The organism is Desulfovibrio fairfieldensis (assembly GCF_001553605.1).
Lineage (GTDB): Bacteria > Desulfobacterota > Desulfovibrionia > Desulfovibrionales > Desulfovibrionaceae > Desulfovibrio > Desulfovibrio fairfieldensis.
The window spans coordinates 117,472-140,785 of record NZ_CP014229.1 but is presented as its reverse complement, the minus strand read 5'-3'; the positions used below and the strand labels follow the sequence as shown (position 1 = coordinate 140,785).

The 23,314-nt window shown below is 64.3% G+C and carries 24 protein-coding genes; 21 read left to right on the top strand and 3 right to left on the bottom strand.

Going from position 1 to position 23,314, the window contains the following annotated elements; translation table 11 throughout:
- Positions 1-9: 9 nt before the first annotated feature.
- From rpsF to dnaB, 4 genes are read left to right on the top strand one after another with little or no spacing between them, the layout of a single operon-like run.
- Positions 10-318, top strand: a complete 309-nt coding sequence (gene rpsF / locus AXF13_RS00565) for a 30S ribosomal protein S6 (protein WP_008683562.1) — start codon at positions 10-12, stop codon at positions 316-318.
- Positions 319-582, top strand: a complete 264-nt coding sequence (gene rpsR, locus AXF13_RS00560; protein ID WP_008683560.1) for a 30S ribosomal protein S18 — start codon at positions 319-321, stop codon at positions 580-582. It abuts the gene before it with no gap.
- An 11-nt stretch (positions 583-593) separates the two neighbouring features.
- Positions 594-1,118 (top strand): 50S ribosomal protein L9, encoded by a 525-nt coding sequence (gene rplI, locus AXF13_RS00555; RefSeq protein WP_062251235.1) that lies wholly within the window; start codon positions 594-596, stop codon positions 1,116-1,118.
- 7 nt (positions 1,119-1,125) lie between these two features.
- Entirely contained in the window at positions 1,126-2,640 is a 1,515-nt protein-coding gene (dnaB, locus tag AXF13_RS00550) for a replicative DNA helicase (protein ID WP_009303946.1), read from the top strand.
- Between the two features lie 201 nt (positions 2,641-2,841).
- Here the strand turns inward: dnaB and AXF13_RS16335 are convergent, their stop codons facing one another.
- Positions 2,842-3,060, bottom strand: a complete 219-nt coding sequence (locus tag AXF13_RS16335) for a hypothetical protein (protein ID WP_150116040.1) — start codon at positions 3,058-3,060, stop codon at positions 2,842-2,844.
- Between the two features lie 117 nt (positions 3,061-3,177).
- On the opposite strand from AXF13_RS16335, the gene AXF13_RS00545 reads away from it, so the two are divergent.
- The 11 genes from AXF13_RS00545 to AXF13_RS00500 all read left to right on the top strand — a co-directional run bounded on the left by AXF13_RS00545 (position 3,178) and on the right by AXF13_RS00500 (position 13,798).
- Positions 3,178-3,444 (top strand): RNA recognition motif domain-containing protein, encoded by a 267-nt coding sequence (locus AXF13_RS00545; protein ID WP_008683552.1) that lies wholly within the window; start codon positions 3,178-3,180, stop codon positions 3,442-3,444.
- A 382-nt stretch (positions 3,445-3,826) separates the two neighbouring features.
- On the top strand, positions 3,827-4,984 hold the full coding sequence (locus AXF13_RS00540; RefSeq protein WP_062251234.1) for an iron-containing alcohol dehydrogenase: 1,158 nt from the start codon (positions 3,827-3,829) through the stop codon (positions 4,982-4,984).
- Positions 4,985-5,170: 186 nt separating this feature from the next.
- Positions 5,171-5,725: a hypothetical protein gene (locus AXF13_RS00535; RefSeq protein WP_009303948.1), complete on the top strand. Its 555-nt coding sequence runs from the start codon at positions 5,171-5,173 to the stop codon at positions 5,723-5,725.
- 99 nt (positions 5,726-5,824) lie between these two features.
- Complete coding sequence (gene ahbB, locus AXF13_RS00530) at positions 5,825-6,304, top strand: siroheme decarboxylase subunit beta (RefSeq protein WP_062251233.1); 480 nt, start codon at positions 5,825-5,827, stop codon at positions 6,302-6,304.
- A 34-nt stretch (positions 6,305-6,338) separates the two neighbouring features.
- On the top strand, positions 6,339-7,610 hold the full coding sequence (gene hemL, locus AXF13_RS00525) for a glutamate-1-semialdehyde 2,1-aminomutase (protein WP_062251232.1): 1,272 nt from the start codon (positions 6,339-6,341) through the stop codon (positions 7,608-7,610).
- Complete coding sequence (locus AXF13_RS00520) at positions 7,607-8,818, top strand: cobalt-precorrin 5A hydrolase (protein ID WP_223299948.1); 1,212 nt, start codon at positions 7,607-7,609, stop codon at positions 8,816-8,818. Before hemL ends, AXF13_RS00520 begins: the two co-directional genes overlap by 4 nt.
- A complete protein-coding gene (cobJ, locus tag AXF13_RS00515) occupies positions 8,815-9,573 on the top strand; it encodes a precorrin-3B C(17)-methyltransferase (RefSeq protein WP_062251231.1) in 759 nt (252 codons plus the stop codon). Before AXF13_RS00520 ends, cobJ begins: the two co-directional genes overlap by 4 nt.
- 116 nt (positions 9,574-9,689) lie before the next feature.
- A complete protein-coding gene (locus AXF13_RS00510) occupies positions 9,690-10,079 on the top strand; it encodes a cytochrome c3 family protein (protein WP_009303953.1) in 390 nt (129 codons plus the stop codon).
- 332 nt (positions 10,080-10,411) lie between these two features.
- Positions 10,412-12,430 carry a hypothetical protein gene (locus AXF13_RS00505; RefSeq protein WP_062251230.1) on the top strand — a complete coding sequence of 673 codons (2,019 nt, stop codon included), beginning with the start codon at positions 10,412-10,414 and terminating at the stop codon, positions 12,428-12,430.
- Positions 12,431-12,884: 454 nt separating this feature from the next.
- On the top strand, positions 12,885-13,058 hold the full coding sequence (locus AXF13_RS16955; protein WP_008683532.1) for a hypothetical protein: 174 nt from the start codon (positions 12,885-12,887) through the stop codon (positions 13,056-13,058).
- Complete coding sequence (locus tag AXF13_RS00500) at positions 13,055-13,798, top strand: ubiquinone/menaquinone biosynthesis methyltransferase (protein ID WP_062251229.1); 744 nt, start codon at positions 13,055-13,057, stop codon at positions 13,796-13,798. Before AXF13_RS16955 ends, AXF13_RS00500 begins: the two co-directional genes overlap by 4 nt.
- Before the next feature lie 514 nt (positions 13,799-14,312).
- Here AXF13_RS00500 and AXF13_RS00495 read toward each other — a convergent pair.
- Complete coding sequence (locus AXF13_RS00495) at positions 14,313-14,510, bottom strand: DUF2065 domain-containing protein (RefSeq protein WP_062251228.1); 198 nt, start codon at positions 14,508-14,510, stop codon at positions 14,313-14,315.
- A gap of 44 nt (positions 14,511-14,554) precedes the next feature.
- Between AXF13_RS00495 and AXF13_RS00490 the strand changes: the two genes are divergently transcribed.
- From AXF13_RS00490 to AXF13_RS00475, 4 genes are all read left to right on the top strand, one after another.
- Positions 14,555-15,868, top strand: a complete 1,314-nt coding sequence (locus AXF13_RS00490) for a nucleotide sugar dehydrogenase (RefSeq protein ID WP_062251227.1) — start codon at positions 14,555-14,557, stop codon at positions 15,866-15,868.
- Between the two features lie 5 nt (positions 15,869-15,873).
- Positions 15,874-16,611 (top strand): futalosine hydrolase, encoded by a 738-nt coding sequence (mqnB, locus tag AXF13_RS00485; RefSeq protein ID WP_062251226.1) that lies wholly within the window; start codon positions 15,874-15,876, stop codon positions 16,609-16,611.
- 3 nt (positions 16,612-16,614) lie between these two features.
- The gene (locus AXF13_RS00480; RefSeq protein ID WP_008683523.1) at positions 16,615-17,586 is read left to right on the top strand and encodes a polyprenyl synthetase family protein; all 972 of its coding nucleotides are present in this window, start codon (positions 16,615-16,617) and stop codon (positions 17,584-17,586) included.
- Positions 17,587-17,730: 144 nt separating this feature from the next.
- Entirely contained in the window at positions 17,731-20,730 is a 3,000-nt protein-coding gene (locus AXF13_RS00475; RefSeq protein WP_062251225.1) for an AIR synthase-related protein, read from the top strand.
- On the opposite strand, the gene AXF13_RS16330 is transcribed toward AXF13_RS00475, so the two are convergent.
- Positions 20,708-21,145, bottom strand: a complete 438-nt coding sequence (locus AXF13_RS16330) for a hypothetical protein (RefSeq protein ID WP_150116039.1) — start codon at positions 21,143-21,145, stop codon at positions 20,708-20,710. The genes AXF13_RS00475 and AXF13_RS16330 overlap by 23 nt on opposite strands.
- Here AXF13_RS16330 and AXF13_RS00470 point away from each other — a divergent pair.
- Both AXF13_RS00470 and AXF13_RS00465 read left to right on the top strand, forming a co-directional pair.
- Positions 21,120-21,905: a septal ring lytic transglycosylase RlpA family protein gene (locus AXF13_RS00470; protein WP_062251224.1), complete on the top strand. Its 786-nt coding sequence runs from the start codon at positions 21,120-21,122 to the stop codon at positions 21,903-21,905. The two genes, AXF13_RS16330 and AXF13_RS00470, sit on opposite strands and share 26 nt — an antisense overlap.
- 285 nt (positions 21,906-22,190) lie before the next feature.
- Complete coding sequence (locus tag AXF13_RS00465) at positions 22,191-23,081, top strand: EamA family transporter (RefSeq protein WP_062251223.1); 891 nt, start codon at positions 22,191-22,193, stop codon at positions 23,079-23,081.
- The last annotated feature ends 233 nt before the right edge of the window (positions 23,082-23,314 follow it).

Sequence of the window (23,314 nt, the reverse complement as noted above, 5' to 3'; positions counted from 1 at the left end):
AGAACAACCATGCGGAAATTCGAAACCCTGCTGCTCCTGTCACCGGAGCTTTCCGCCGAAAACCGCGAGGGCATTCTGAACGCACTTGTGGCGATTATCGAGCGCGAAGGGGGCGTCATGACGGAAGTGGATCACTGGGGCATGCGTGATCTGGCCTATCCGGTGCACAAGCTGATGCGCGGCTACTACGTGCGTCTGGTCTATGACGCTCCGGCCGCGCTGGTGGCCGAATTGGAGCGCAATATCCGGATCACCGACGGCATCTTCAAATTCGTGACCGTCAAGCTGGCCGACGAAGTGGCCGGGGAGGTTGCCTAAATGGCCTTTAAAAAGAAATTTGCCCCGCGCCGCAAGTTCTGCCGCTTCTGCGCCGACAAGGAACTGCCCCTGAACTACAAGCGTCCCGACATCCTGCGCGACTTCATCACTGAGCGCGGCAAGATCATCGCCCGGCGCATCACGGGCACTTGCGCCCATCACCAGCGCCTGCTGACCCGCGAAATCAAACGCGCCCGCCAGATGGCTCTGCTCATCTACACCGCCACGCACGACTCCGTCGTCAAGAAAAAGAGCATGATCTAAGGGGGGCGCACATGAAACTGATACTTCGCGCCGATGTGGAAAATCTCGGCAATCTCGGCGATGTGGTCAACGTCAAGCCCGGTTACGGCCGCAACTTCCTGTTGCCGCAAGGCTTGGCCATGGTGGCCAGTGAAGCCAATCTGAAAGTCTTTGAACAGGAGCGTAAAAAGCTCCAGGCACGCATGGATGCCCTGCGCGCCGACGCCCAGGGCGTGCAGGCCCGCCTGGAAGCCCTGGAAGTGGTTATTCCCATGCATGTGGGCGAAAACGACAAGCTTTACGGCTCGGTGACCTCCACCATCATCGGCGACGCCCTTGCCGCTCTGGGTGTGGATGTGGACCGCCGCCGCATCCTGATGGACGCCCCGATCCGCACCCTGGGCGAACACCCGGTGCGCATCCGCCTGCACGCCAGCGTCATCGCCGTTGTGCCGGTGAAGGTGATTTCCGACCATCAGCCCGAGGAAGAGGAAGTCGTTGTGGAAACGGCCTCCGAAACCCTGGTTGAAGAAGCCCAGGCCGAGGCCGCCCAGTAGGCGCAGCGTGGCTTCTCCCCATGACAGCATGACCGCCCCCGGCCGCGAGGCCGGGGGCGGCTCGTCTTACGCAAAAGGCACAAATGGCGGAAGCGGCAGAGGCGGGCACGGCGGCCAGTCCTCGCCCGGCGCTGCCGCCCGCGCGGCGGAAGCCGATCTGCTGCGCCGCGTGCCCCCGCACAGCGCCGAGGCCGAACAGGCCGTGCTGGGCGGCGTGCTGCTGCGCCCCCAACTCATGCACAGCATTGTGGACATGCTGACCGCGGAAGACTTTTATCTGCCCGCCCACACCATCATTTTCCGCGCCTTTCTGGAGCTTTACCGCAAATCCGCGCCCATTGATCTCATTTCCACGGCCGAATATCTCAAAGGCCGCAATGAGATGGAGGACGCCGGGGGCGCGGTCTATCTCGCCGATCTGGCCCAGGCCGTGGTTTCCGGGGCCAATGCCGAATATTACGCCACCATCGTGCGCGACAAGGCCTTGCAACGCGGGCTCATCGAAGTTTGTTCCGGCATCATCAGCAACTGCTACGACGCCTCGCGCGAAGTCGCTTCCCTGCTGGACGAGTCCGAGCAGGCGGTTTTTTCCATCTCCCAGCGCACCACGGGCCGCGACTTCACGCCCACCAAGGACCTGCTGGACAAGGTCTTTGAAAATCTCTCCAAACTGGCCGACTCCAAGGACGTGATTACCGGCGTGACCACGGGCTATACCCGTCTGGACAAACTCACCGCCGGGCTGCAACCTTCGGACCTGATCATCGTGGCCGCGCGCCCGAGTATGGGCAAGACGGCATTTTCGCTGTGCATGGCCCTTAACGCCGCTGTGCGACAGAATGTGCCGGTGGCCGTCTTTTCCCTGGAAATGAGCAAGGAACAGCTCATGCAGCGCATGCTGGCGGTTTGGGGCAAGGTGGACCTGTCCAAGCTGCGGCGGCCCTCCCTGCTCAGCGACGACGACTGGCAACGCCTGTACACCGCTGCCGACGTGGTGGCCCGCGCGCCCATCTTCATTGACGACACCCCCGCCCTGACCACTCTGGAGCTGCGCGCCCGCGCCCGCCGCCTCAAGGCTGAAAAAGGCCTGGGCCTGGTGGTGGTGGACTATCTCCAGCTCATGCGAACCAGCCGCCGCACGGACTCGCGCGAACTGGAAATTTCGGATATTTCCCGTTCTCTCAAAGGCCTTGCCAAGGAGATGTATGTGCCGGTGGTGGCGCTCTCCCAGCTCAACCGCAAGGTGGAGGAACGCGGCGACAAGCGCCCCATGCTCTCTGACCTGCGCGAATCCGGGGCCATCGAGCAGGACGCGGACGTGATCATGTTCGTCTATCGCGACGACGTCTATAAATTCCAGAAGCCCTCCGAACGCCCGCCCCAGGGCGTGGCGGAAATCATCATCGGCAAACAGCGCAACGGCCCGGTGGGCGCGGCGGAACTCATGTACATCTCGCCCTACACCTCGTTTGAGGACATCGCGCCGGACTGGTCGCCGCCCCCCTCGGAAAGCCAAAGCTGACCCTCTACAGTATTTAACACTTGAAATACTCTACCGCGCGATGAGAGCAGAGTCGCTTTGAAATTGAGCCGATTTCAAAGCTGACGCTGCCCTCAGCCTATCTTGCCGTCGTCATCCATAAGCCGCCCAGCGGCAAAGCTGACGCGCGACGCAACCGTGGTTGCCAGAACGGGAAAGAGTGCGCCGGAATACGTAAGTTGATCACTCAAACACTACAGCAAAACTGTGATACCAGCCCGCGTTTGTCTTGCTGCTCTGTACTACAGTCCCATGCGGGTCTTTCCCCTCTCTTTTAGACTTTTCCTCAATTTTTCCGCCCGACTTCGGCGAATTTCGCGCAAAGGCTTGCGCCACAGGCTTTTGCGGACAAAAGTCCCGACGCGAGAAACGCGCAAAAACGCGCAATACCAACTTTTTCATGCCCTTTCGTTGACAAGCAGCGCAAAGCATGCTTTTGTCTCCACAAGGGCCGCGTACCGGTAATACGTTTTGCCGGATGGATGCGCGGGAAGATTGTTTTTTTTGAGAGGGTGTTTCATGTCCAAGTCCATTTATGTCGGAAACCTTCCCTGGTCGGCCAATGAAGAACAAGTTCAGGATCTTTTTGCCGAATACGGCAACGTCCTGTCCGTGAAACTCGTCAGCGACAGGGAAACCGGCCGCGCCCGCGGTTTCGGTTTTGTGGAGATGGAGGACGGCGAAGCCGATGCCGCCATCGAAGCTCTGGATAACTTCAGCTTTGGCGGCCGCACCTTGCGCGTCAACGAAGCCAAACCCAGAGCGCCGCGTCAGCCCCGTTACTAGGGCTTTCCGACGGGTCTCCAGCAAACGCCCCGGCCAGGTTCGTCCGCCGGGGCGTTTTTTATTTCCCGGCCCTACTGAGATGTCACCCCGCACCTGTCGGTTCAGCGTGAAGACCGCACAGCAAAAACGCGATTTTTACTGTGCTTACGCCGCCTGTGGCGGCGCGCACCCACTTACGGGTTTGCGACATGCGCCGCTTGACGCGACACCACGGCCTTTCCAAGACACAGAGTCGCAAAAGTCCGCCATGCGCGTCTTGCTGTTTGCCGTTCCGGCCCCGGCTCTGCCGCCCGCCGGGCAGGCTTTGCCTTGGAACGGCAAGGTTCCGGGCAGGTCCGCGCTGACCGCCCGCCACGGCAGGTAATTCCGGAGGAAAAAGCAAATGCACTCTTGGGATTTTCAATCACCCGGTCTGATCGCCTTCGGCGAAGGCAAGGCCGCATGCGTCGGCCCCTTGGTCAAAAACCGGATTTCCGGCAAAATTCTGCTGGTCACCGGACCGGTTCTGCTGCGTACGGGCGCGGTGGAACCCGTGCTGCAATCGTTGCGCGAGGCGGACGTGTCCTTTGCCCTCCATGCCGAAACCAGCGGCGAACCCACCAGCCGACATGTGGAAGACGCCCTGGCCCTGTTCCGCCGCGAGAACTGCACGGCCCTGGTGGCCTGCGGGGGCGGCGGCCCCATGGACCTGGCAAAGGCCGTGAGCCTGCTGCACGCCAACGGCGGCAGCCCGGCGGATTACGCCCGCAAGGGCGCATCCCCCAAAGCCGGACCGCCGGTATTCGCCCTGCCCACCACCGCCGGTTCAGGCAGCGAGGTTTCCGGCAATACGGTGATCATTGATGCCGCCACGCAAGAAAAACTGCTCATCGGTTCTCCTGCCCTGGTGCCGGTGGCCGCGATTCTTGACCCCCTGCTGACCCGCAGCATGCCTCCCTCGCTCACGGCGGCCACAGGCATGGACGCCCTGACCCACGCCATTGAGTCGTATGTATCCCGCAAGGCCACGGATATGACCATGCCGCTCTCACTGCGGGCCGCCGCGCGCATGGTCCGCTTCCTGCCCCGGGCCTGGAAACGGCCCGACGACGCCGAGGCCAGGCGCGAATGCCTGCTGGCCTCGCTGGAGGCGGGTCTGGCCTTTGCCAACAGCTCCGTGGCCCTGGTGCACGGCATGGCCCGGCCCCTGGGCGCGAAATTCGGGGTTCCGCACGGCTTGAGCAACGCTATGTTGCTGGAGACGGTCACCGCCTTTTCCCTTTCCGGCAATCCGCAACGCTACGCCCGACTGGCCCAGGCCATGGGCGCGGCGACAACGGGCCTTGACGATGCGGCCGCCGCCGGGCTGCTGCCGCCCCTGCTGCGCGATCTGGCGGCGACGCTGGGCATCCCGCGCCTGCGCGAACGCGTCAGTGAGGACGAACTGGCCGCGCAGTGCGGGATCATGGTGCAGGAGGCCCTTGCCAGCGGCAGCCCGGCCAACAATCCGCGCGAGGCCACGCCCGGGGACATCGCCCGGCTGTATAAGGAAGCCCTGTAAGGGACACGGACGAAACGCAAACAGGTCGCGACCGCCCGCGGGCTTTTCTCCGGCGAGCCGCCTTGCCGAGCGGCGCAAATTCTGCCATGATGCCCGCATTGACGCTGCCGCCTCATTGGGAGCGAATCTCCCCAATGAGAATCCGCGCTTGTGTCCGGCGTCAGACATCTTTTTGAGGAGGCAAGCATGCTTAACCCCAATCAATGTGTTCTCTACAGCGGCGGCGCTGCCGGAACGGAACAGTTTTTCGGCGCCCTGGCGGAAAGCTGGGGCATCGAGGAAGTGAACTACAGCTTTGAAGGCCATCAGATCGAGCGCAGCCGTGGTGTGCGCGTGCTCACCTCCGAGGAACTGGCCCTCAAGGACGTCAGCCTGACCTATGTTTCCAAGCTGATGAACCGCGAGTACACCCGCGCGCCCATTTTCCGCAAAGTGCTGCAATCCATCTGCTGGCAGGTCAGCAGCGGCGACCAGATCATCGTGGTGGGCGCCATCCAGCCCGACAACACGGTCAAGGGCGGCACGGGCTGGGGCGCGGAATTCGCCAAGATCTGCAACAAACCCCTGCTGGTTTTCGACCAGCCCCGCGGCACCTGGTTTATCTGGCAGAAAGACGCCTGGAGCGAAGTGGAACAGCCGGCCATCGAGCACGCCCACTTTGCCGCCACGGGCACGCGCTTCCTGGAAGACAACGGCCGCATCGCCATTCAGGATCTGTTCGCCCGCTCCTTCAAGCGCTGACGGCCGTCGGCGTTTATAAGTACGAAGTGTTTTCCGGCCGCGCCTGCCGCTTTGTCCGGCGGCGCGGCCTTTCCTTATTACCCGGACCGGAGGCCGCCCATGAGCCACCAATTCAGTGAAGCGGAACGCGCCGTCCTGCGCATCGTCCAGGCCGATCTGCCGGACACGCTTGCCCCGTATGCCGACATCGCCCGCGAGGCGGGCGTCAGTGAAGCCGAAGTGCTGGAACTGCTGGCCCGCCTGAAGGCCTCCGGCGCCATCCGCCGTTTCGGGGCCAGCATCAAGCATCAGAAAACCGGCTGGACCCACAACGCCATGGTGGCCTGGAAGGTGAACGAGGCGGAAGTGGACGAATGCGGGCGCATCGCCTCGCTTCACGACCATATCTCCCACGTCTATTACCGTCCCTGTTCCGTGCCTGACTGGCCGTATACCCTGTACACCATGGTCCACGGCCGCAGTGAAGAGGAATGCCTCAAGGTGGTGGATGAACTGCTGCATACCAGCCCGCTCAGGGAATACGCCATCCTCCGCAGCCTCAGGGAACTGAAAAAAATATCCATGACGTATTTCGCCTGACGGCCATGCCGCCGGGCACAAAGGAGAACCGCAGATGGACGATCTTTCCCGCCAGTTGTTTGAAAAAGCCTGCGCGCTGATCCCCGGCGGCGTCAACAGCCCGGTGCGTGCCTGCCACAATGTGGACAGCCTGCCCCTGTTCATCGCCGAGGCCCACGGCTGCCGCCTCACGGACGTGGACGGCCGGGAATACATCGACTTTGTGCTGTCCTGGGGCCCCATGATTCTGGGCCATGACGAGCCCTCGGTGACGGCGGCCCTGCGCGAGGCCGTGGGACGCGGCACCAGCTACGGCGCGCCCTGCCCGGACGAAGTGACCCTGGCCGCCGAAGTGGTGGCCGCCATGCCCGGCCTGGAAATGGTGCGCATGGTCAATTCCGGCACCGAAGCCACCATGAGCGCCCTGCGCCTGGCGCGCGGCGTGACCAAACGCCACAAGGTGCTCAAATTCATCGGCTGCTACCACGGCCATGCCGATCCCTTCCTGGCCGCCGCCGGTTCCGGCGTGGCGACCTTCTCCATTCCCGGCACGCCCGGCGTGCCTCCGGCCGTGGTGGCCGACACCCTGCTGGCCCCCTACAACGACCTGGACGCGGTCAAGGAATGCTTCGCCCGGCACGGCGCGGACATCGCCGCGATCATCGTGGAACCCGTGGCCGCCAATATGGGCCTTGTCCCTCCCCTGCCCGGCTTTCTGGAAGGCCTGCGCCTCCTGGCCGACCAGTACGGCAGCCTGCTGATCTTCGACGAAGTGATCACCGGCTTCCGCGCGGCCTTCGGCGGGGCCCAGGCCCGCTTCAACATTGATCCGGACCTGACCACCTTCGGCAAGATCATCGGCGGCGGCCTGCCGGTGGGCGCGTTCGGCGGCAAGCGCCGCTTCATGGAACACGTGGCCCCGCAGGGCGAGGTCTATCAGGCGGGCACCCTGTCCGGCAATCCACTGGCCATGGCCGCCGGTCTGGCGACCCTGCGCAAGCTCAAAACCCTGGATTACGCCGCCCTGGAAGCCCGTACCCGCGCCTTTGCCGAAGCCCTGCGGGACATCCTGCGGGCCAAGGGCGTGCCGGTGCAGATGCCCACCCTGGCATCCATGTTCTGCCCCTTCTTCAGCGAGGCCCCGGTCACCAACTTTGTCCAGGCCCAGGCCTGCGACCAGAAGCTCTTCACCAGTTTCTACAAGCAGATGCGGGCCCAGGGCATTTATCTGGCCCCCTCGGGCTTCGAAACGGGCATGGTTTCCTTCGTCCACAGCGACGACGACTTCAACCGCGCGCTGGACGCGGCCCGCAAGGTGCTTTTTTGAACCAGACGCCGCCGGTGTCGGCAGCCTCAGGGGCCGCTTCCCGAAAGGAAGCGGCCCCTTCTCTGGCCTGCCACGTCCTGAGCAAGGGCGGGCTGCCCCTGGCCCGACGGCTGGCCGCGCGGCTGGCCGCCGCTCCCTGGCGTGCGCCCGACGGCCGGATTGTGGCGGCCTGCCCGCTCAGCGCCCCGGCCCGACTGGCCGGGGACGGCATCCGGCCCGTTCACGACCTGGCCGCTTTTCTGGCCGAAGAATACCGCCGCCATACGGCGCACGCCTTTGTGGGGGCCACGGGCATTGCCGTGCGTGTGCTGGCTCCCCTGCTGAGGCACAAAAGCCAGGACTCGCCCGTCGTGGTGCTGGACCCGGCCGGGCGCTTCGTCATCAGCCTGCTCTCCGGCCACTGGGGCGGCGGCAATGACCTGGCCCGGCATCTGGCCCGCCTGCTCCGGGCCATGCCGGTGATCACCACGGCCTCGGATCATGCGGCAGGCCAGGCGACAGCATCCCCGGCCCTGGACCTGCTGATCCGGGACGCGGGCCTGCGCATTCTGGACTGGGATCTGCTGCCCAGGGCCCAGGCCGCCCTGCTGGAGGGCCGGAGTCTGCGCCTCTGGGATCCCTGCCAAGCCCTGCCCGCCGTCCTGCCTCACGTTTTCGAACTCCTTTCCGGCGGGGAAGGCGACGCGCCGCCCGTCCCCGCTCTTCCGGATGCGGACATCCCGCCCCTGCTGGCCGCCCACTGGCGACACCTGCCGCCGTCTCCCGGCCTGCTGCGCCTGGCCGTGCCCCGGCTCTACGTGGGCCTGGGCTGCCGCCGGGACATCCCGGAGGCCACGGCCCTGGCCGCGCTGGCGGAAGTTTTCATTGCCCGGAAGCTGGAAATGCGCGCCGTGGCGGCCTTGGGCACAGTGACGGAAAAAGCGGACGAGCCCGCCCTGTGCGCGGCGGCAGCCCGGCTGGACATTCCCCTGCGCGTTTTTCCGGCCGACGAGCTGGCCCGCTGCGTCACGCCCACTCCCTCCGAGGCCGCCGGGCGGCGTTTCCACCAGCCGCCGTTCAGCGTCTGCGAAGCCGCGGCCCTGCTGGCCGCGCGGGCGGACGGGCACAGCGCTCGCCTGCTTCTTCCCAAAATCGTTGTCCAGGAGCGCCTGACCCTGGCCGTGGCCCTGGCTTCACCCCCGGCAACCTCAACCCCAAACCAATCATGACCAACGCGCCTCTTTACGTGGTGGGCCTGGGTCCGGGCGACGCCCGCTGTCTCACGCCCCAGGCCCGTACGGCTCTGGATCAGGCCGCCTGCATCGCCGGCTACCAGCTTTACCTGGACCTGGTGCCGCCGGAACTGCTGCGCGGCAAGACCGTCATCAGCACCGGCATGCGCCATGAGGAAGAACGCTGCGCCGCCGCCGTGGACGCGGCTCTGAGCGGCCGGTCCACGGCCCTGGTCTGCTCCGGCGATCCCGGCGTCTACGCCCTGGCCGGGCTGACCCTGGAAACCCTGGCGGCGCGCGGCCTGCTGGAGCGCGTGCCCCTGACCGTGGTGCCCGGCATACCGGCGGTCTGCGCGGCGGCGGCCCTGCTGGGCGCGCCCCTGACCCACGATTTCGCCTGCATCAGCCTGAGCGATCTGCTCACCCCCTGGGAAACCATCCAGCGGCGGCTCACTGCGGCGCTGGAAGCGGATTTTGTCTGCATCATCTACAATCCGCGTTCCAAAGGACGGCCGCATCAGCTGGACCAGGCCCTGGCCGAAGCCAGGCGCGTCCGGCGGCCCGACTGCCCCGTGGGTCTGGTGCGCAAGGCCTTCCGGCCCGGCCAGGAAGTTTCCGTGCATGCCCTGGCCGACTTTGACGCGCGTCTGGCGGACATGCTCTCTCTGCTGATCATCGGCAACAGCGAAAGCCGCGTTCTCGGCCCCTATATGCTGACCCCGCGCGGCTACGCCCGCAAACATCGGCAATAACCAGTCCCCGGCCACGTTGAAAACTGTTTTCAGCGCGCCCCATTGACACAGTATGCCCGGCAACGTAAGCTCGCCCCAATTCTCATGTGCCGCTTTTGTCAAGGAGGAAGTCTGCCATGAAGAAATTTATGTTTCTGGCCTGTATCCTGACTCTGGCCCTGGCTCTGCCCGCTCTGGCGGCCCAGCCGCCCGTGCCCGACAAGCCGTTGGAGTTCAAGGGCTCCAAAAAAACGGTGATGTTCCCCCACGCGCCGCACCAGAAGGTGGAGTGCGTGACCTGTCACCACAAGGTGCAGGACAAGGAAAACTTCCAGAAGTGCGCCACTGCGGGCTGTCATGACGATCTGACCGCCAAGAAGGGCGAAAAGAGTCTCTTCTATGTGGTCCACACCAAGACCGGCCTCAAGCATCAGACCTGTCTGGAATGCCACACCAAGGTCGTGGCCGAAAAGCCCGAGCTGAAGAAGGATCTCACCGGCTGCGCCAAGTCCAAGTGCCATCCGTAGACCGGCCCCTTTTCAATGCTGCATGCGCGGTCTCTCGGGGCCGCGCATTTTTATTTCCGCATTTCTTCCTCCGCGCTCCTGTTCCGGCCGAGGGGTCAGGCCGTTTTCTCCACGAATTTGCGTCTTTGCCTATAAACTGATACATTTTTTTGCCGTTTCTGTATTAGAGCGGGGCGGAGTTTCGTTTCAGCCCGCGCCGCACGGATAACGACAATAACGCCGCGTCGCCGCTGCCCGTTTTTCCAGGCGTCAATGCCGGCGGAAACGCTGTGGAGCGGTGGTCCGCCCGCTCCGGCGCACGCGCGCCGCTCCGTCAACCCCATGAGGTTCGCATGGTTGCCGAGAAAATTGCTGAGACTGATGAAGAAATCATCGACCTCACCGAACTGATAGAAAAAGGCGAGGCCCCGGCGGCTGTTGTCCCCCCGGCCGAAAGCGTCAAAGAAGACATCAGCGTGCACATGCAGAGTCTCAACGACGGCCAGGCCCGGCAGGGCGACGCGGAAATCGACGCCCTTCTGGCCCAGATGGAAGCCGGCGACGAGCAGCCCGTGCCCCCGCCTCCCGCCGCGCGGGCTGACGCGCCGGAACACAAGGTCGATCCCCACGAAGAGCTCGACATGTCGGGCATGGTCGAGGTGGACAAGCTGCTCGACACTCTGGACATTCCGCCGCAGCCCCATGAGCGCGGGCCGGATGCCGCGCAAGACGCCGATCCCGCGGATCTGGACAATGCCGTGGATGATCTGCTCAACGCCATGAGCGGCTCCGCGCCACGGAAACCCGCTTCAGAGTCCGCGCAGGAACCGGATGTGCATGATCTCCTGGCCGCGGCCTCGCCGCAGCCGGAAGAACCGAATTTCGCCGACGACCTGGACGCCCTGCTGGCTTCAGCCGAGGCTCCCGCTCCGGCCGAAGCATCCGCTCCCGCACCGCAAGCCCGGGAGAATCCGGATTTGACCGCGGACCTGGACAGCCTGCTGGCCGGTCTGGATGCGGAGCAGGCTCAGCCCGCAACGGCGGAATCCGCGCTGGGCCAACCCGCCGCATCCCCGGCAGCGTCCGAGCCCGCGCCGGAAAAAGAGCCTGATCTTGAAATGGACTTGGACGCCCTGCTGGCCTCGGTCGACGCGCCCGCGTCACCCCAGCCGACGAAACGGTCCGGTTCCGGAGAGTGCGATGCATGCATAGATCTGGACAAGCTGCTGGCCCCCGCCGGAGCGGAGGCGACGCCCGCCCCCGCGCCGGAAGCCCCGGCATCTCCGACCCCATCTCCTGATCCGGCCCCGGAGCCGAGCGCGGACCAGAGCAATCCGCCGACCGGCCTGGACGCGGAACAGGATGCCGCCGCAACAGCGGAGCCCGAGCAAGCCCGACCCTCCACGCCCTCGACAGCGGCGGATCACATGCCGGAGGACGTTGCGCCGGAAGCGGCTCCTGATCTTGAGACAGATCTGGACGCCCTGCTGGCGGTCATGTCTCCGGATCAGGACATGTCGCCCGCCCCCGCTGCTGGTGACGCCGAAGAGGCGGGGAAAACCGACGCCGCCCGGCCGCCCCTGGAAGCCGAGGCACTGGAGCCGGAACCGGCATTGCCCGCCGACAGCATGGAAAATCTGCCGCAAGCCGAGGAGGCGCCGGATCTCCCCGCCGTGGAAGAGAACCCGGCGGCAGAGGAACGTCCGGAATCCGAACCGGAACTGGATCTGGACAAACTGCTGCGCAGCGCCATGCAGGAAGAAGCCGATGCATCCGCGACGCCTTTTGCTGCCTCCGAGGGAACGGAACAGCCCGAGACCGAACCCGCTGTGGTGGCTGACGTCCCGGCTGTGGAAGATCTTTTGCTCATGCCCGCCTCGGAAGAAGACTCGCGAATGGAACAGGCCGCCCGGACGGCGGACATCCCGGCAGATCCGGCGGCGCTGCGGGAACTGACGGAGTTGACGGAGCAGGCCGCCCGCCTGGACGAACGCCTCCAGCGTTGTGAAAGCGAACTGGCCGAGGCCCGGGCTCGCGTCGCGGCATTGGAAAAGGCCACCGCCGCGCCCTCGGCCTCTCTGGAAGATCTTCTGCGCGAGGGCAATCCCCTGCACGACCGTTTCGCGGCCCTGATCGCCTCCTCGGTGAGCCAAGCCCTGAAGGCCATGCCCTCGGGCGTCACGGACGCGGTCCTGGAGGAACGCCTGCAAAGCGTCAGCCTCTTGGGCAAAAGCGTGTCGGCGCGCATGGACGCGCTGGAAAGCCGCCTGGACACCTTGGAACCCCGCTTCAACCAGCAGGTGGAAAAGGCCGCCGCCGGTGCGGCGGCGCGCATTCTGCGCGAGGAAATCGCCAAACTGATACAGGGCTGATCAAGTCCCGGCAAAGCCCAGAGCGGATTAACTTTGAAATTTGTAAAATTTCAAAGTTAATCCGCTCTAACTGCAAGCCCCTCAAAATTCCCGTCCGGACGCCGCCGACGCGGCGTCCGGATTTTTTACATACCGGCGAGCCGCCTCATGCCCCGCCCGGCACGCGCTCTTGCCAAGGCCCGGCGGAACGCATATGCTGTTGCCCTGTTTTGCGACGCTGTCGCTTCCTGTCGAAAAAATAGAATTATCGCTGCTGCCGATGCGGCGGCAAGGCGTTTCAGCATTGAAATGCTCTCATGACGAACAAAAGGGGCGGGGGCTTGTGTTTCCGTTCTTTTACCCGTCCAGGCGACGAACCCGCTGTGGGTCATCCGGCCATTCCCCAAGGGACGGGTTTTTTATTTTCGCCGGAGCAACTCACTGATCCCGGCGGATACGGACTTTTGAGGCAGACATGGATAAGGATCGCAAGGAAGCCTTGCAGGTGGCCAAGGAACTGACCGCCAAATTCATTGAGACACGCACGGTTTCGCCGGGCAACTTCGCGGAAATCTTTCCCGCCGTCTACCGGGTGGTCTACGAAGCCATTCGCAACAGCGCGGATGAAACCGACGGGCCGCGGGCGTGAGCGCCTCTCCCACTTCCCCATCCGGCCCGGCTTCCGGTCAGTCCCGCGCCCATGACGCGGCCGTGGCCGGTATGTTCGGCCGCATCGCGCGTTTTTACGATTTGCTCAACCGGCTGTTAAGCCTGGGCGTGGACCAGTACTGGCGTAAGGTGCTGGCCCGCAACGTGCGCCTTGGCCAGGGGGGCGTTGTGCTGGACCTGGCCGCCGGAACCTTGGACGTGGCCCTGGCCGTACGCCGCCGCTACCCCACAGCCTTGGTGCCCGCGCTGGATTTCTGCCCGCCCATGCTGGCTCTGGGCCGTCGCAAGCTCAAAGACGAAAACGCCCGGCGCATCCTGCCCGTGGCCGCGGACGCCAAGCGGCTGCCCCTGCCCGACGCCTCGGTGGACTGCATCACCATGGCCTTCGGCATCCGCAACATTCTGCCGCGCGAGGCCGCGTTCGCGGAAATGCTGCGCGTGTTGCGGCCCGGCGGCCGGGCCTGCATCCTGGAATTCGGTTCCGGCCAGGAACGGATCTGGGGCGGGCTGTACAATTTTTATCTGAACCAGATCCTGCCGCGCGTGGGCCGGATGTTTTCCAAAGACCCGGCGGCCTATGGCTACCTGGCGGATACCATCCGCGCTTTTCCCACGGCCCGGAAACTGGAGGAGGAAATGCTGCGCGCCGGATTCGCCCGCGCCTGGCACCTCAAACTGACCTCGGGCATTGTCTGCCTGCATGTGGGGGAAAAGGCATAACAAACCTTGCAGGAAAATATCAGCCCGGAACTGTCCGCAATTATGGCAACGGTTCTAGGGCTGTCTTTAGAGCATAGAATGCTTGAGATTTCAGCTTAACGGCGGGCAAAGTCGCCTACGCAAATCTCGCAGGCCCTGTTTCACAAGGCCGAGCATTTTAACAGTACAGAGTACTTGCATTGTGGAAATGCTCTAGAGCGGATTTACTTTGAAGTTGTGCCGATTTCAAAGCTGACGTTGCCTTCAGCCTGCGGCGGGAACATGGTCCGTCATTGCTCTCTTTATCCGTAGCGCTGCTGTCCTTGTCTGTACGGCTCCTGCGTCGCCTGCAGCTAAAGCAACGCTCGTTTTGCTCGCGAACGGCTAAAGGCACCTTAGGCTTCAGGCGTGGGCGTCCGCTCTCGCGGCCGCCAGGGCATTTCAACATTTTCAAAGTTGAAATACGCCAAAAAAGATGGATTTTTTCCCCGGCAGGGAAGCGGCGATCGCCGGCCAGGGGGCAAAAAAACTTTTTTTACAGGCAGGCCAGCGCGACGATCAGCAGCCCCGCCGCCACCGCCGCCAGACCGGTCAGGCGCAACTGGCTCTCCGGGCGGGGCAGCAGGCTGGCCATGGCCCGGCGCATGCCGCCGGGAAACAGCGCCCAGCACAGGCCTTCCAGCACAAAGGCCAGGCCCAGGGCGCGCAGAAACAGGGCAAGATCAAATTGCATATTTTCTGGTGACGGAAAATCAGGCTTTTGTAAAGGAAAGAACCATGATCACATTTGAAGCGCTGCAGAAACGCCGTCAACCTCTGGCCGTGGTGGGCCTGGGGTATGTGGGCCTGCCCCTGGCCGTGGCCCTGTCGCGGCATATGGACGTGCTGGGTTTCGACATCAATGCCGGACGCATTGCGGAACTGGCCCAGGGCCACGACCGCACCCGTGAAGTCAGCGACGAGGGGCTCAGGGCCGCTACGGTGCGCTACACCAGCGACCCGGCTGACCTGGCGCAAGCCGCGGTGATCATCGTGGCCGTGCCAACGCCCATCGACGACCACCGCTCCCCGGACCTCACGCCCGTGGTGGGGGCCACCACCACCGTGGGCCGCCATATGTCCAAGGGTTGCGTGGTGGTCTATGAATCCACGGTCTATCCCGGCCTGACGGAAGAAATCTGCGTGCCCATCCTGGAGAAGGAATCGGGCCTGCGCTTCGGCAGCGACTTCACGGTGGGCTATTCGCCGGAGCGCATCAATCCCGGCGACAAGGTTCACACCCTGGAAACCATCACCAAAATCGTTTCCGGCTCGGATCAGGCCACGGCGGACCTGCTGGCGCAAATCTACGGCTCGGTGGTCCGGGCGGGCATCCACCGCGCCTCCAGCATCAAGGTGGCCGAGGCGGCCAAGGTCATCGAGAACACCCAGCGCGACCTGAACATCGCCCTGATGAACGAACTGGCCGTCATTTTCGAGCGCCTGGGCATCGATACCCTGGAGGTGCTGGAAGCGGCGGGCAGCAAATGGAACTTCCTGCCCTTCCGGCCCGGCCTGGTGGGCGGCCACTGCATCGGCGTGGATCCCTATTACCTGACCTTCAAGGCCGAGGAACTGGGCTTTCATCCGGAAGTGATCCTGGCAGGGCGCCGGATCAACGACAATATGGGCAAATACGTGGCCGAATGCGCGGTCAAGCGGATGATCAAATGCGGACGGGTCGTCAGCGGCGCGCGGGTGGGCATTCTGGGCTTTACCTTTAAGGAAAACGTGCCGGACCTGCGCAATACCCGCGTGGTGGATGTGGTGCGCGAGCTCAGGGATTACGGCGTGGACGTGCTGGTCAGCGACGCCCAGGCCGATCCGGCGGAAGCCCTGCACGAATACGGGCAGGAGCTGGTGCCCCTGGACGAACTGCGCAATCTGGACGCCCTGATTCTGGCCGTGTCCCACCGGGAATACACGGCCCTGACGCCCGACGAGCTCAAGCGTCGCTTCGCGGATCCGGACAAAGCCGTGCTGCTGGACGTGAAGGCCTTTTTCGATCCCTCGGCCATGCGCGCGGCGGGCATCGACTGCTGGAGGCTGTAGAGCCGGTGTGCCTGCTGATCTGCGCGGCCACGGGCCGGGAGCTGGCCGCCCTGGCCCCGGCGCTCTTTCCCGAAGCGGACGCTCTGGAGGAAATGCGCCTCATTCCCATGCGCCTCAAAGGTCGGGAGGCGCTGGCCTGCGTCACCGGCGTGGGTCCGCTCAACGCGGCGCTGGCCATGGGCCATTGCCTGGGCCGGGCGGCGGCGGAGAACCGGCCCGTCACAGCGGTGCTCAACGCGGGTCTGGCGGGCGCGTTTGATCTGGACGCGCTGCCCCTGCGCACGCTCTGCCTGGTGCGCGAGGAAATCTGGCCGGAATACGGCCTGCACGACGGGCGGCATGTGACGGCCAGGGCGTTCAGCTTTCCGCTCTGGCGGCGCGGCGCGGAAGACGCGGGGGATGCGGAGGTCTATGACCGCCTGCCCCTGCCCGGCCCGGAGGCCCTGCCGGAAGTCGCTCTCAAATCCGGCGGCATGGATGCGTTTACGGAATGCCGCTCGCTGACCGTGGCCGGAGTCAGCGCCAGCTTTGACCGGGCCCGCGAGCTCTGGAACCGCTATCACGCGGAGTTGGAAAACATGGAGGGCTTTGCCGTGGCCTATGCCTGCGTCAGAGCCGGGATTCCCTGCGTGGAGATCCGTTGCGTATCCAACAAGGTGGGTCCGCGCAGAAAAGAGGAAAAGGATTTTCCGGGCGCGCTGCAAGCCCTCGGCGCGGCGCTGCCCTCACTCAACCTGTTGTGAGCCATGGCAAACATTCTTCTCAAAGCACGTCTCGCCCTGGAATTGCCGCCCGTCAACGCGGCCCTGGAACGCGCCGCCCACGGCCTGCCCGAACCCGTGCGGCCCGTGGCCCTGCACATTTTTGAAGCGGGCGGCAAACGCCTGCGGCCCTTGCTGGTGGTGCTCACGGCCCGCCTGCTGGGCTATGAGCGCGCGGACATCTACGATCTGGCCGTGACCATGGAAATGCTGCATGCGGCCACCCTGCTGCATGACGACGTGCTGGACAATGCCGCGAGTCGCCGGGGCAAGCCCGCCGCGCACACCATTTTCGACGTGACGCCCACCATCCTGGCGGGCGACGCCCTGCTGGCCCAGGCCAACGCCCTGGTGGCGGGCTTCGGCGATCCGCGCCTCTCCCTTTGTTTTTCCGAGGCTACCAGCCGTACCGCGGCCGGTGAGATTCTGGAAATCGCGGCCCAGCGCCGGGTGGACACCAGCGCCGAGGAATACGCGGAAATCGTGCGCGGCAAAACCGCCTGGCTGATCCGCGCCTCCTGCCAGCTGGGCGCGTTGCGGGCGGGCGGCACGGACGCGCAGGTGGAGGCGGCGGCCGCTTACGGCGAGAATCTGGGCATGGCCTTCCAGATGGTGGACGACGCCTTGGATTTCGCGCCTGAAAGCCTCACTGGCAAACCCACGGGCGGCGACGTGCGCGAAGGCAAGCTCACTCCGCCCCTGCGCCTCTACCGCCTGGGTCTGGCCGATGGCGAACGCGCGGCCTTTGACGCGGCCTTCGGCTGCGGCCTGATGACCGACAACGACGCCGCCGCCATTGCCGGACGCATCCGCGACGCCGGGCACGACCGGCAGACCCGCCTGGACGCCGACGCTTACCTGGCCACGGCCCGCTCCGCTCTGGACGCCCTGCCGGACAGGCCGGAACGCGAGCTCATGCGCCAGATGGCGGATTATGTGCGCGACAGGAAAAAATAAGGAAGTGCTGATTAATGGTCATTAATCAGCACTTCCGTTAAATTTAAAGATCATGTCCGTTCTTTTTGCGGGGCTCCGCCCCAAACCCCGCCGGGGAGAATGATTCCCCCCGCATACATAAAAGCCGCTGCGAGGAAGCCTACTATGCTCTATCGTGTGGAAACAGGCCTGCATGCCGGGCTGGACGATACCCAGGGCCGCAAGACGGCCCAGCATCTGCGCAAGGCCCTGGGCCTCAGCGTGGCGCAGGTGCGCCAGATCAAGGTTTTCACCGTGGACGGTCTGGGCGAGGCCCAGGTCCGCCGCCTGCTGGATGAAGGTGTCTGGCACGATCCCATACTGCAACGGGCCTCGCTGGAGCCCCTGCCCCTGCTGACGCCCGAACCGGACTGGTTCGTGGAAGTGGGCTTCCGCCCCGGCGTCACGGACAACGAGGCCCGCACGGCCCGCGACACCGCCGCCCTGGTGCTGGACATCCCGCGCGACAGCCTGCGCGTCTACACGGCGGTGCAGTACCGCATCCGCAATGATCCGGCGGCCCCTCTCAGCCGCGAGCAGGTGGAAGCCCTCAGCCGCGACCTGCTCTGTAATACGCTGATTCAGCGCTTCCGGGTCAAGAGCCTGGAGGAATGGCGGGCCGAACCCGGCTTTGCGCCGCAGGCCGCCAAGGTCACCGGCGAAGCCAACGACACGGTGGAAACCGTGCCGCTTTCCCGCATGGACGACGCGGCCCTGCAACAGGCCAGCCGTGAAAATACCTGGGCTCTGAATCTCAACGAGCTGCACCGCATCCGCGACCACTTCACCGAAGCGGGCGAAGCGGCCCGGCGCAAGGCCCTGGATCTGCCCGCCGACCCCACGGACGTGGAAATGGAAGTGCTGGCCCAGACCTGGTCCGAGCACTGCAAACACAAGATTTTCGCCTCGCGCATTGATTACACCAATGAAGAGACCGGCCGTCGCGAGGATGTGGACAATCTGTACAAGACCTGCATCCGCGACGCCACGGCCCTGCTGCGCGCGCGCATGGGCGACAACGACTACTGCAAGTCCGTGTTCAAGGACAACGCCGGAGTCATCGCCTTTATCAACGGCTACGACGCCTGCATCAAGGTGGAAACGCACAACAGCCCTTCGGCGCTGGACCCCTACGGCGGCGCGCTGACCGGCATCGTGGGCGTGAACCGCGACCCCATGGGCACAGGCCTGGGCGCGGAACTTGTCTGCAATACGGACGTGTTCTGTTTTGCTTCGCCTTTCTACGACAAGGCCATTCCCCCGCGTCTGCTGCACCCGCGCCGGGTGCTGGAAGGCGTGCGCGAAGGCGTGGAGCACGGCGGCAACAAATCCGGCATTCCCACGGTCAACGGCTCCCTGGTCTTTGACGAGCGCTATCTGGGCAAGCCCCTGGTCTATTGCGGCACCGTGGGCATCATTCCCACGGAAATCAACGGCCGCCCCGGCTGGCAGAAAAAAGCCAATGTGGGCGACATCATCGTGATGACCGGCGGCCGTATCGGCAAGGACGGCATCCACGGGGCCACCTTCTCCTCCGAGGAACTGCACGAGGGTTCCCCGGCCACGGCCGTGCAGATCGGCGACCCCATCACCCAGCGCAAGATGTACGATTTCATCCTGCGCGCGCGCGACCTGGGCCTGTACACGGCCATTACGGACAACGGCGCGGGCGGCCTGTCCTCCTCGGTGGGCGAAATGGCGGAAGATACGGACGGCTGCGTGCTGGACATCGCCAAGGCCCCGCTGAAATACGACGGCCTGCGGCCCTGGGAAATCCTGCTCTCCGAAGCCCAGGAGCGCATGACCCTGGCTGTGCCGCCGGACAAGCTGGCGGAATTCATGAATCTCGCCGCGCGCATGGACGTGGAGGCCACGGCCCTGGGCCACTTCACGGATTCCGGCTTTTTCGAGGCTCGCTACAATGAAAAGGTGGTGGCCTCCCTGCCCATGGAATTCATGCACGACGGCGTGCCCCAGCTGACGCTGGAAGCCGTATGGAAGGCCCCGGACATGCCGGACATCCGCGTGAACGTCGAGGGGGCGGACGAGGGCGAATTTTTGCGGCGCATGCTGGGCCGCCTGAATATCTGCTCCAAGGAATACATCATCCGCCAATACGACCATGAAGTACGCGGCGGCAGCGTCATCAAGCCCCTGGTGGGCGTGCTGCGCGACGGCCCGGCGGACGCGGGCGTACTGCGCCCCCTGCTGGAGTCGGACGCGGGCCTGGTCATCAGCCACGGCATTTGCCCCAAGTTCAGCGATTACGACACCTATTGGATGATGGCCAACGCCATGGACGAGGCCGTGCGCAATGCCGTGGCCGTGGGCGGCGACCCCGACGCCCTGGCCGGGGTGGACAACTTCTGCTGGTGCGACCCGGTCTGGAGCGAGAAGAATCCCGACGGCCGCTACAAACTGGCCCAACTGGTGCGGGCCTGCAAGGCCCTGCGGCAATTCTCCCTGGCGTTCGGCCTGCCCTGCATTTCGGGCAAGGATTCCATGAAAAACGACTACACCGGCGGCGGAGAACGCATTTCCATTCCGCCCACGGTGCTCTTCTCGGTGCTGGGCGTGATCCGCAACGTGACCTGCACCCAGACCTCGGACTTCAAGCGCGAGGGCGAGCATATCTACCTGCTGGGCGGCACCTGGCGTGAAATGGCGGGCAGCGAAGCCGCCGACGAATTGGGCCTCAGGGGCGGCCGCGTGCCGCAGGTGGACGCCGCCGCGGCCCTGGCGCGCTACCGCGCGCTGCACGCGCTCATGGGCCAGCGGGCCATTGCCGCCTGCCACGACTGCTCGGACGGCGGCCTGGCCGTAGCCCTGGCCGAAATGTGCATTGGCGGCCGCCTGGGCGCGGAAGTGGACCTGGACGCTGTGCCCGCCCTGGAGGAAATGAGCCGCACGGAACTGCTCTACAGCGAGTCGGCCAGCCGCCTGCTGGTCAGCGTCAAGCCGGACCTGGCCATGCTGCTGGACGCCCTGGGCCTGTGGCAGATCTGCCGCCGCATCGGCACGGTCACCGGCGACGGGAACCTGACCCTGAAAAGCGGCGACAGTACGGTGCTGCGCGAAAACGTGGAGGATCTGGCCCGCGCATTTAAACGGACCCTGGACTGGTAACTTCCCCCCGCATTTCTCTTTTATCGTTGATGCCGCCCCAGCATTGTTTATGTTGGGGCGGCATTTTTTTGGCAGCCGCAGCGGTCGGCACCCGGCCTAATTTCTTTCTAAACTTTTTATAACCGATTGATAATAAAAATTTTTCACTGATTTGACAGAGGCGTTTTTTTTGCGGTATAGTCTGTGCAATAAGAAAAGGCATTCCCCTTGCAGGCGGGCGGCACACGACGCGCGGACGCGTTTCCAGGCCGCCGGGAAAAGCCCTTGGGGTCAGAGTCGCGGGCGCGACCCGTCCGGCTTTTTCAAGACGTTCAACGCGGTCGGCGGGCAAAAGGCCCGCACGCTGAATGTCTTGGCGGACAGCCTCGAACACCAACCAAGGAGTAACCATGAAGTATTCACGCTGGCTTTCCATAGGGGCGGCCCTGGCCCTTTGCCTGGCCCTGGCCGCCCCCATGAACGCCGACGCGGCTTCACAAAGCGCTCCCCAAGCCAAAAGCCGGAAATCCGGCACGGAAGCCCACACGCCCTCCGCTGGAAAAAGCAAAAAAAATGTCTCTTCAGCGCGTAAAAGCCAGGCTGTCAGCAGCAAGGACAAAAGCACGCGCAAAAAACACCGCAGCAGCGCCAAAAACAAAAAGCAGCGCAAGGCCGAGGAAGTCCGCAAGAGCGCGGACAGCCGCGAAATCTGGCTCAAGCGCGCCCAGGGCAGCGAAATGCTCACGGGCAAGGCCTCCTGGTACGGCCGCGATTTTCACGGCGGCTCCACGGCCAGCGGTGTCGATTACGACATGTACACCTTTACCGCGGCCCACCGCACCCTGCCCATCGGCACGGTGGTCAAAGTCACGGATCAGGACAACGGCAAGAGCGTCATGGTCTGTGTGACGGACCGCGGCCCCTATGTGCGCGGCCGGATCATCGACCTCTCCTATGCCGCGGCCAAGCAGCTTGACCTGAGCAAGCGCGGCGTGGGCAAGGTGGACCTGGAAGTGATCAGCGACGAGAGCGGCACCCCGCTCAAGGCCGATCAGGCGTATTACGTGCGTTACAGCGCCGGCAAGGGCGACGAGAAGGTAGGGCCGTTCCGCGCCTTCGCCGATGCGGCCGCCATGCATGAGGCATTGCGCCAAGCCCATCCCGAGGCCGAAGTGGTGCTGGACAGCTCGCACTAGAGCAGATTCGCTTTGAAGTTGCTCTGCGCCCGCACACGGTGCGGCGCGCCGCGAAGGGCGACCCGTAGGGCCGTGTGTAGCCCAGGGGCGTACAGGCATCGAGAGCAACGCTTTGTAAAATTTCAAAGTTAATCTGTTCCAAGTCCGCCTCCGACATATTTCTGACGAACAGGCCTCCCGGACATACGCCGGGAGGCCTGTTCCATTTGGAGTCCAAAACGCCGCAGTCCCGGCCCGCCCTTGCGTGGCGACCCGATCTCCGGTATGGACGGGCCGGAGGCAGTGATGGGCTTTTTCCTGGGTTTGTTTTCGTCCGCCACGTTCGGGCTGATCCCGCTGTTCACCCTCCCGCTGCTGCACGCGGGCGTGACGGCGGAAACCGCGCTTTTTTATCGCTTTCTGATCGCCACCCTCACCCTGGGCGGCCTGCTGGCCGCACGCGGCGAGCGCTTCCGCATGCGCGGGGTGGACCTCTGCAAGCTGGCGGGCATGAGCGTCATGTATATGCTCGCCGCGCTGCTTTTTTTCTGGGCCTTCAGCTACCTGCCCAGCGGCGTGGCCGCCACCCTCCAGTTTCTCTATCCGGTCATGGTCATGCTGATCATGATCGTTTTTTTCCATGAACGCTTTTCCTGGACCATCGCCCTGTCCATCATCCTGGCCGTGTCCGGCGTGGCCCTGCTCAGCAGCGGCCCCGGCGACGGCGGCACGAGCATCAGCTTGCTGGGCGTGGGCATGATGCTGCTGTCCGCGCTGTGCAATTCCCTGTATATCGTCGGCATTCAGACGGCGCGCATCCCGAATATGAGCGGCCTGGTGATGACCTTTTACGTGATGCTGTTCAGCGCCCTGCTCTCCCTGATCAACGCCCTGAGCACCGACACGTTCCAGATCCTGACCTCCTGGCGGGAGCTGGGCATCGCCGCCCTGCTGGCGGTGGTCACCGCCGTGCTCTCCAACCTCACCCTGATTCTGGCCATCCAGCGCATCGGCTCCACCATGACCTCCGTGCTGGGCGTCATGGAGCCGCTCACCGCCGTCATGGTGGGCATACTGGTGTTCGGGGAACCCTTCAGCCCGGCCCTGGCGGGCGGCGTGGTGCTTATCGCCGCCTCGGTGCTGCTGGTCATGCTGGGCGGCCATATCCGGGCTTTGCTGTGCCGCGCCCGGACTTAGAGGCTGTCGTCACGAGCGTCTTTTCGGTTATCTCTGCGTCGAAATTCACCTTTTATTCCGGTCGCGTTAGCCGTTCACAGCTCTGCTGTGTTGCCTTAACTGTAGCCGCAAGACAACACGGCTTCGCCGTGAACGGCTCAAGCAAGACGCTGACGCGGCAACGGCTGGCGCCCTTGGCGGAGAACAAAAATCTTCATTCCTCAACGCGTCCTTAGAACGTTTTCAAAATAAAA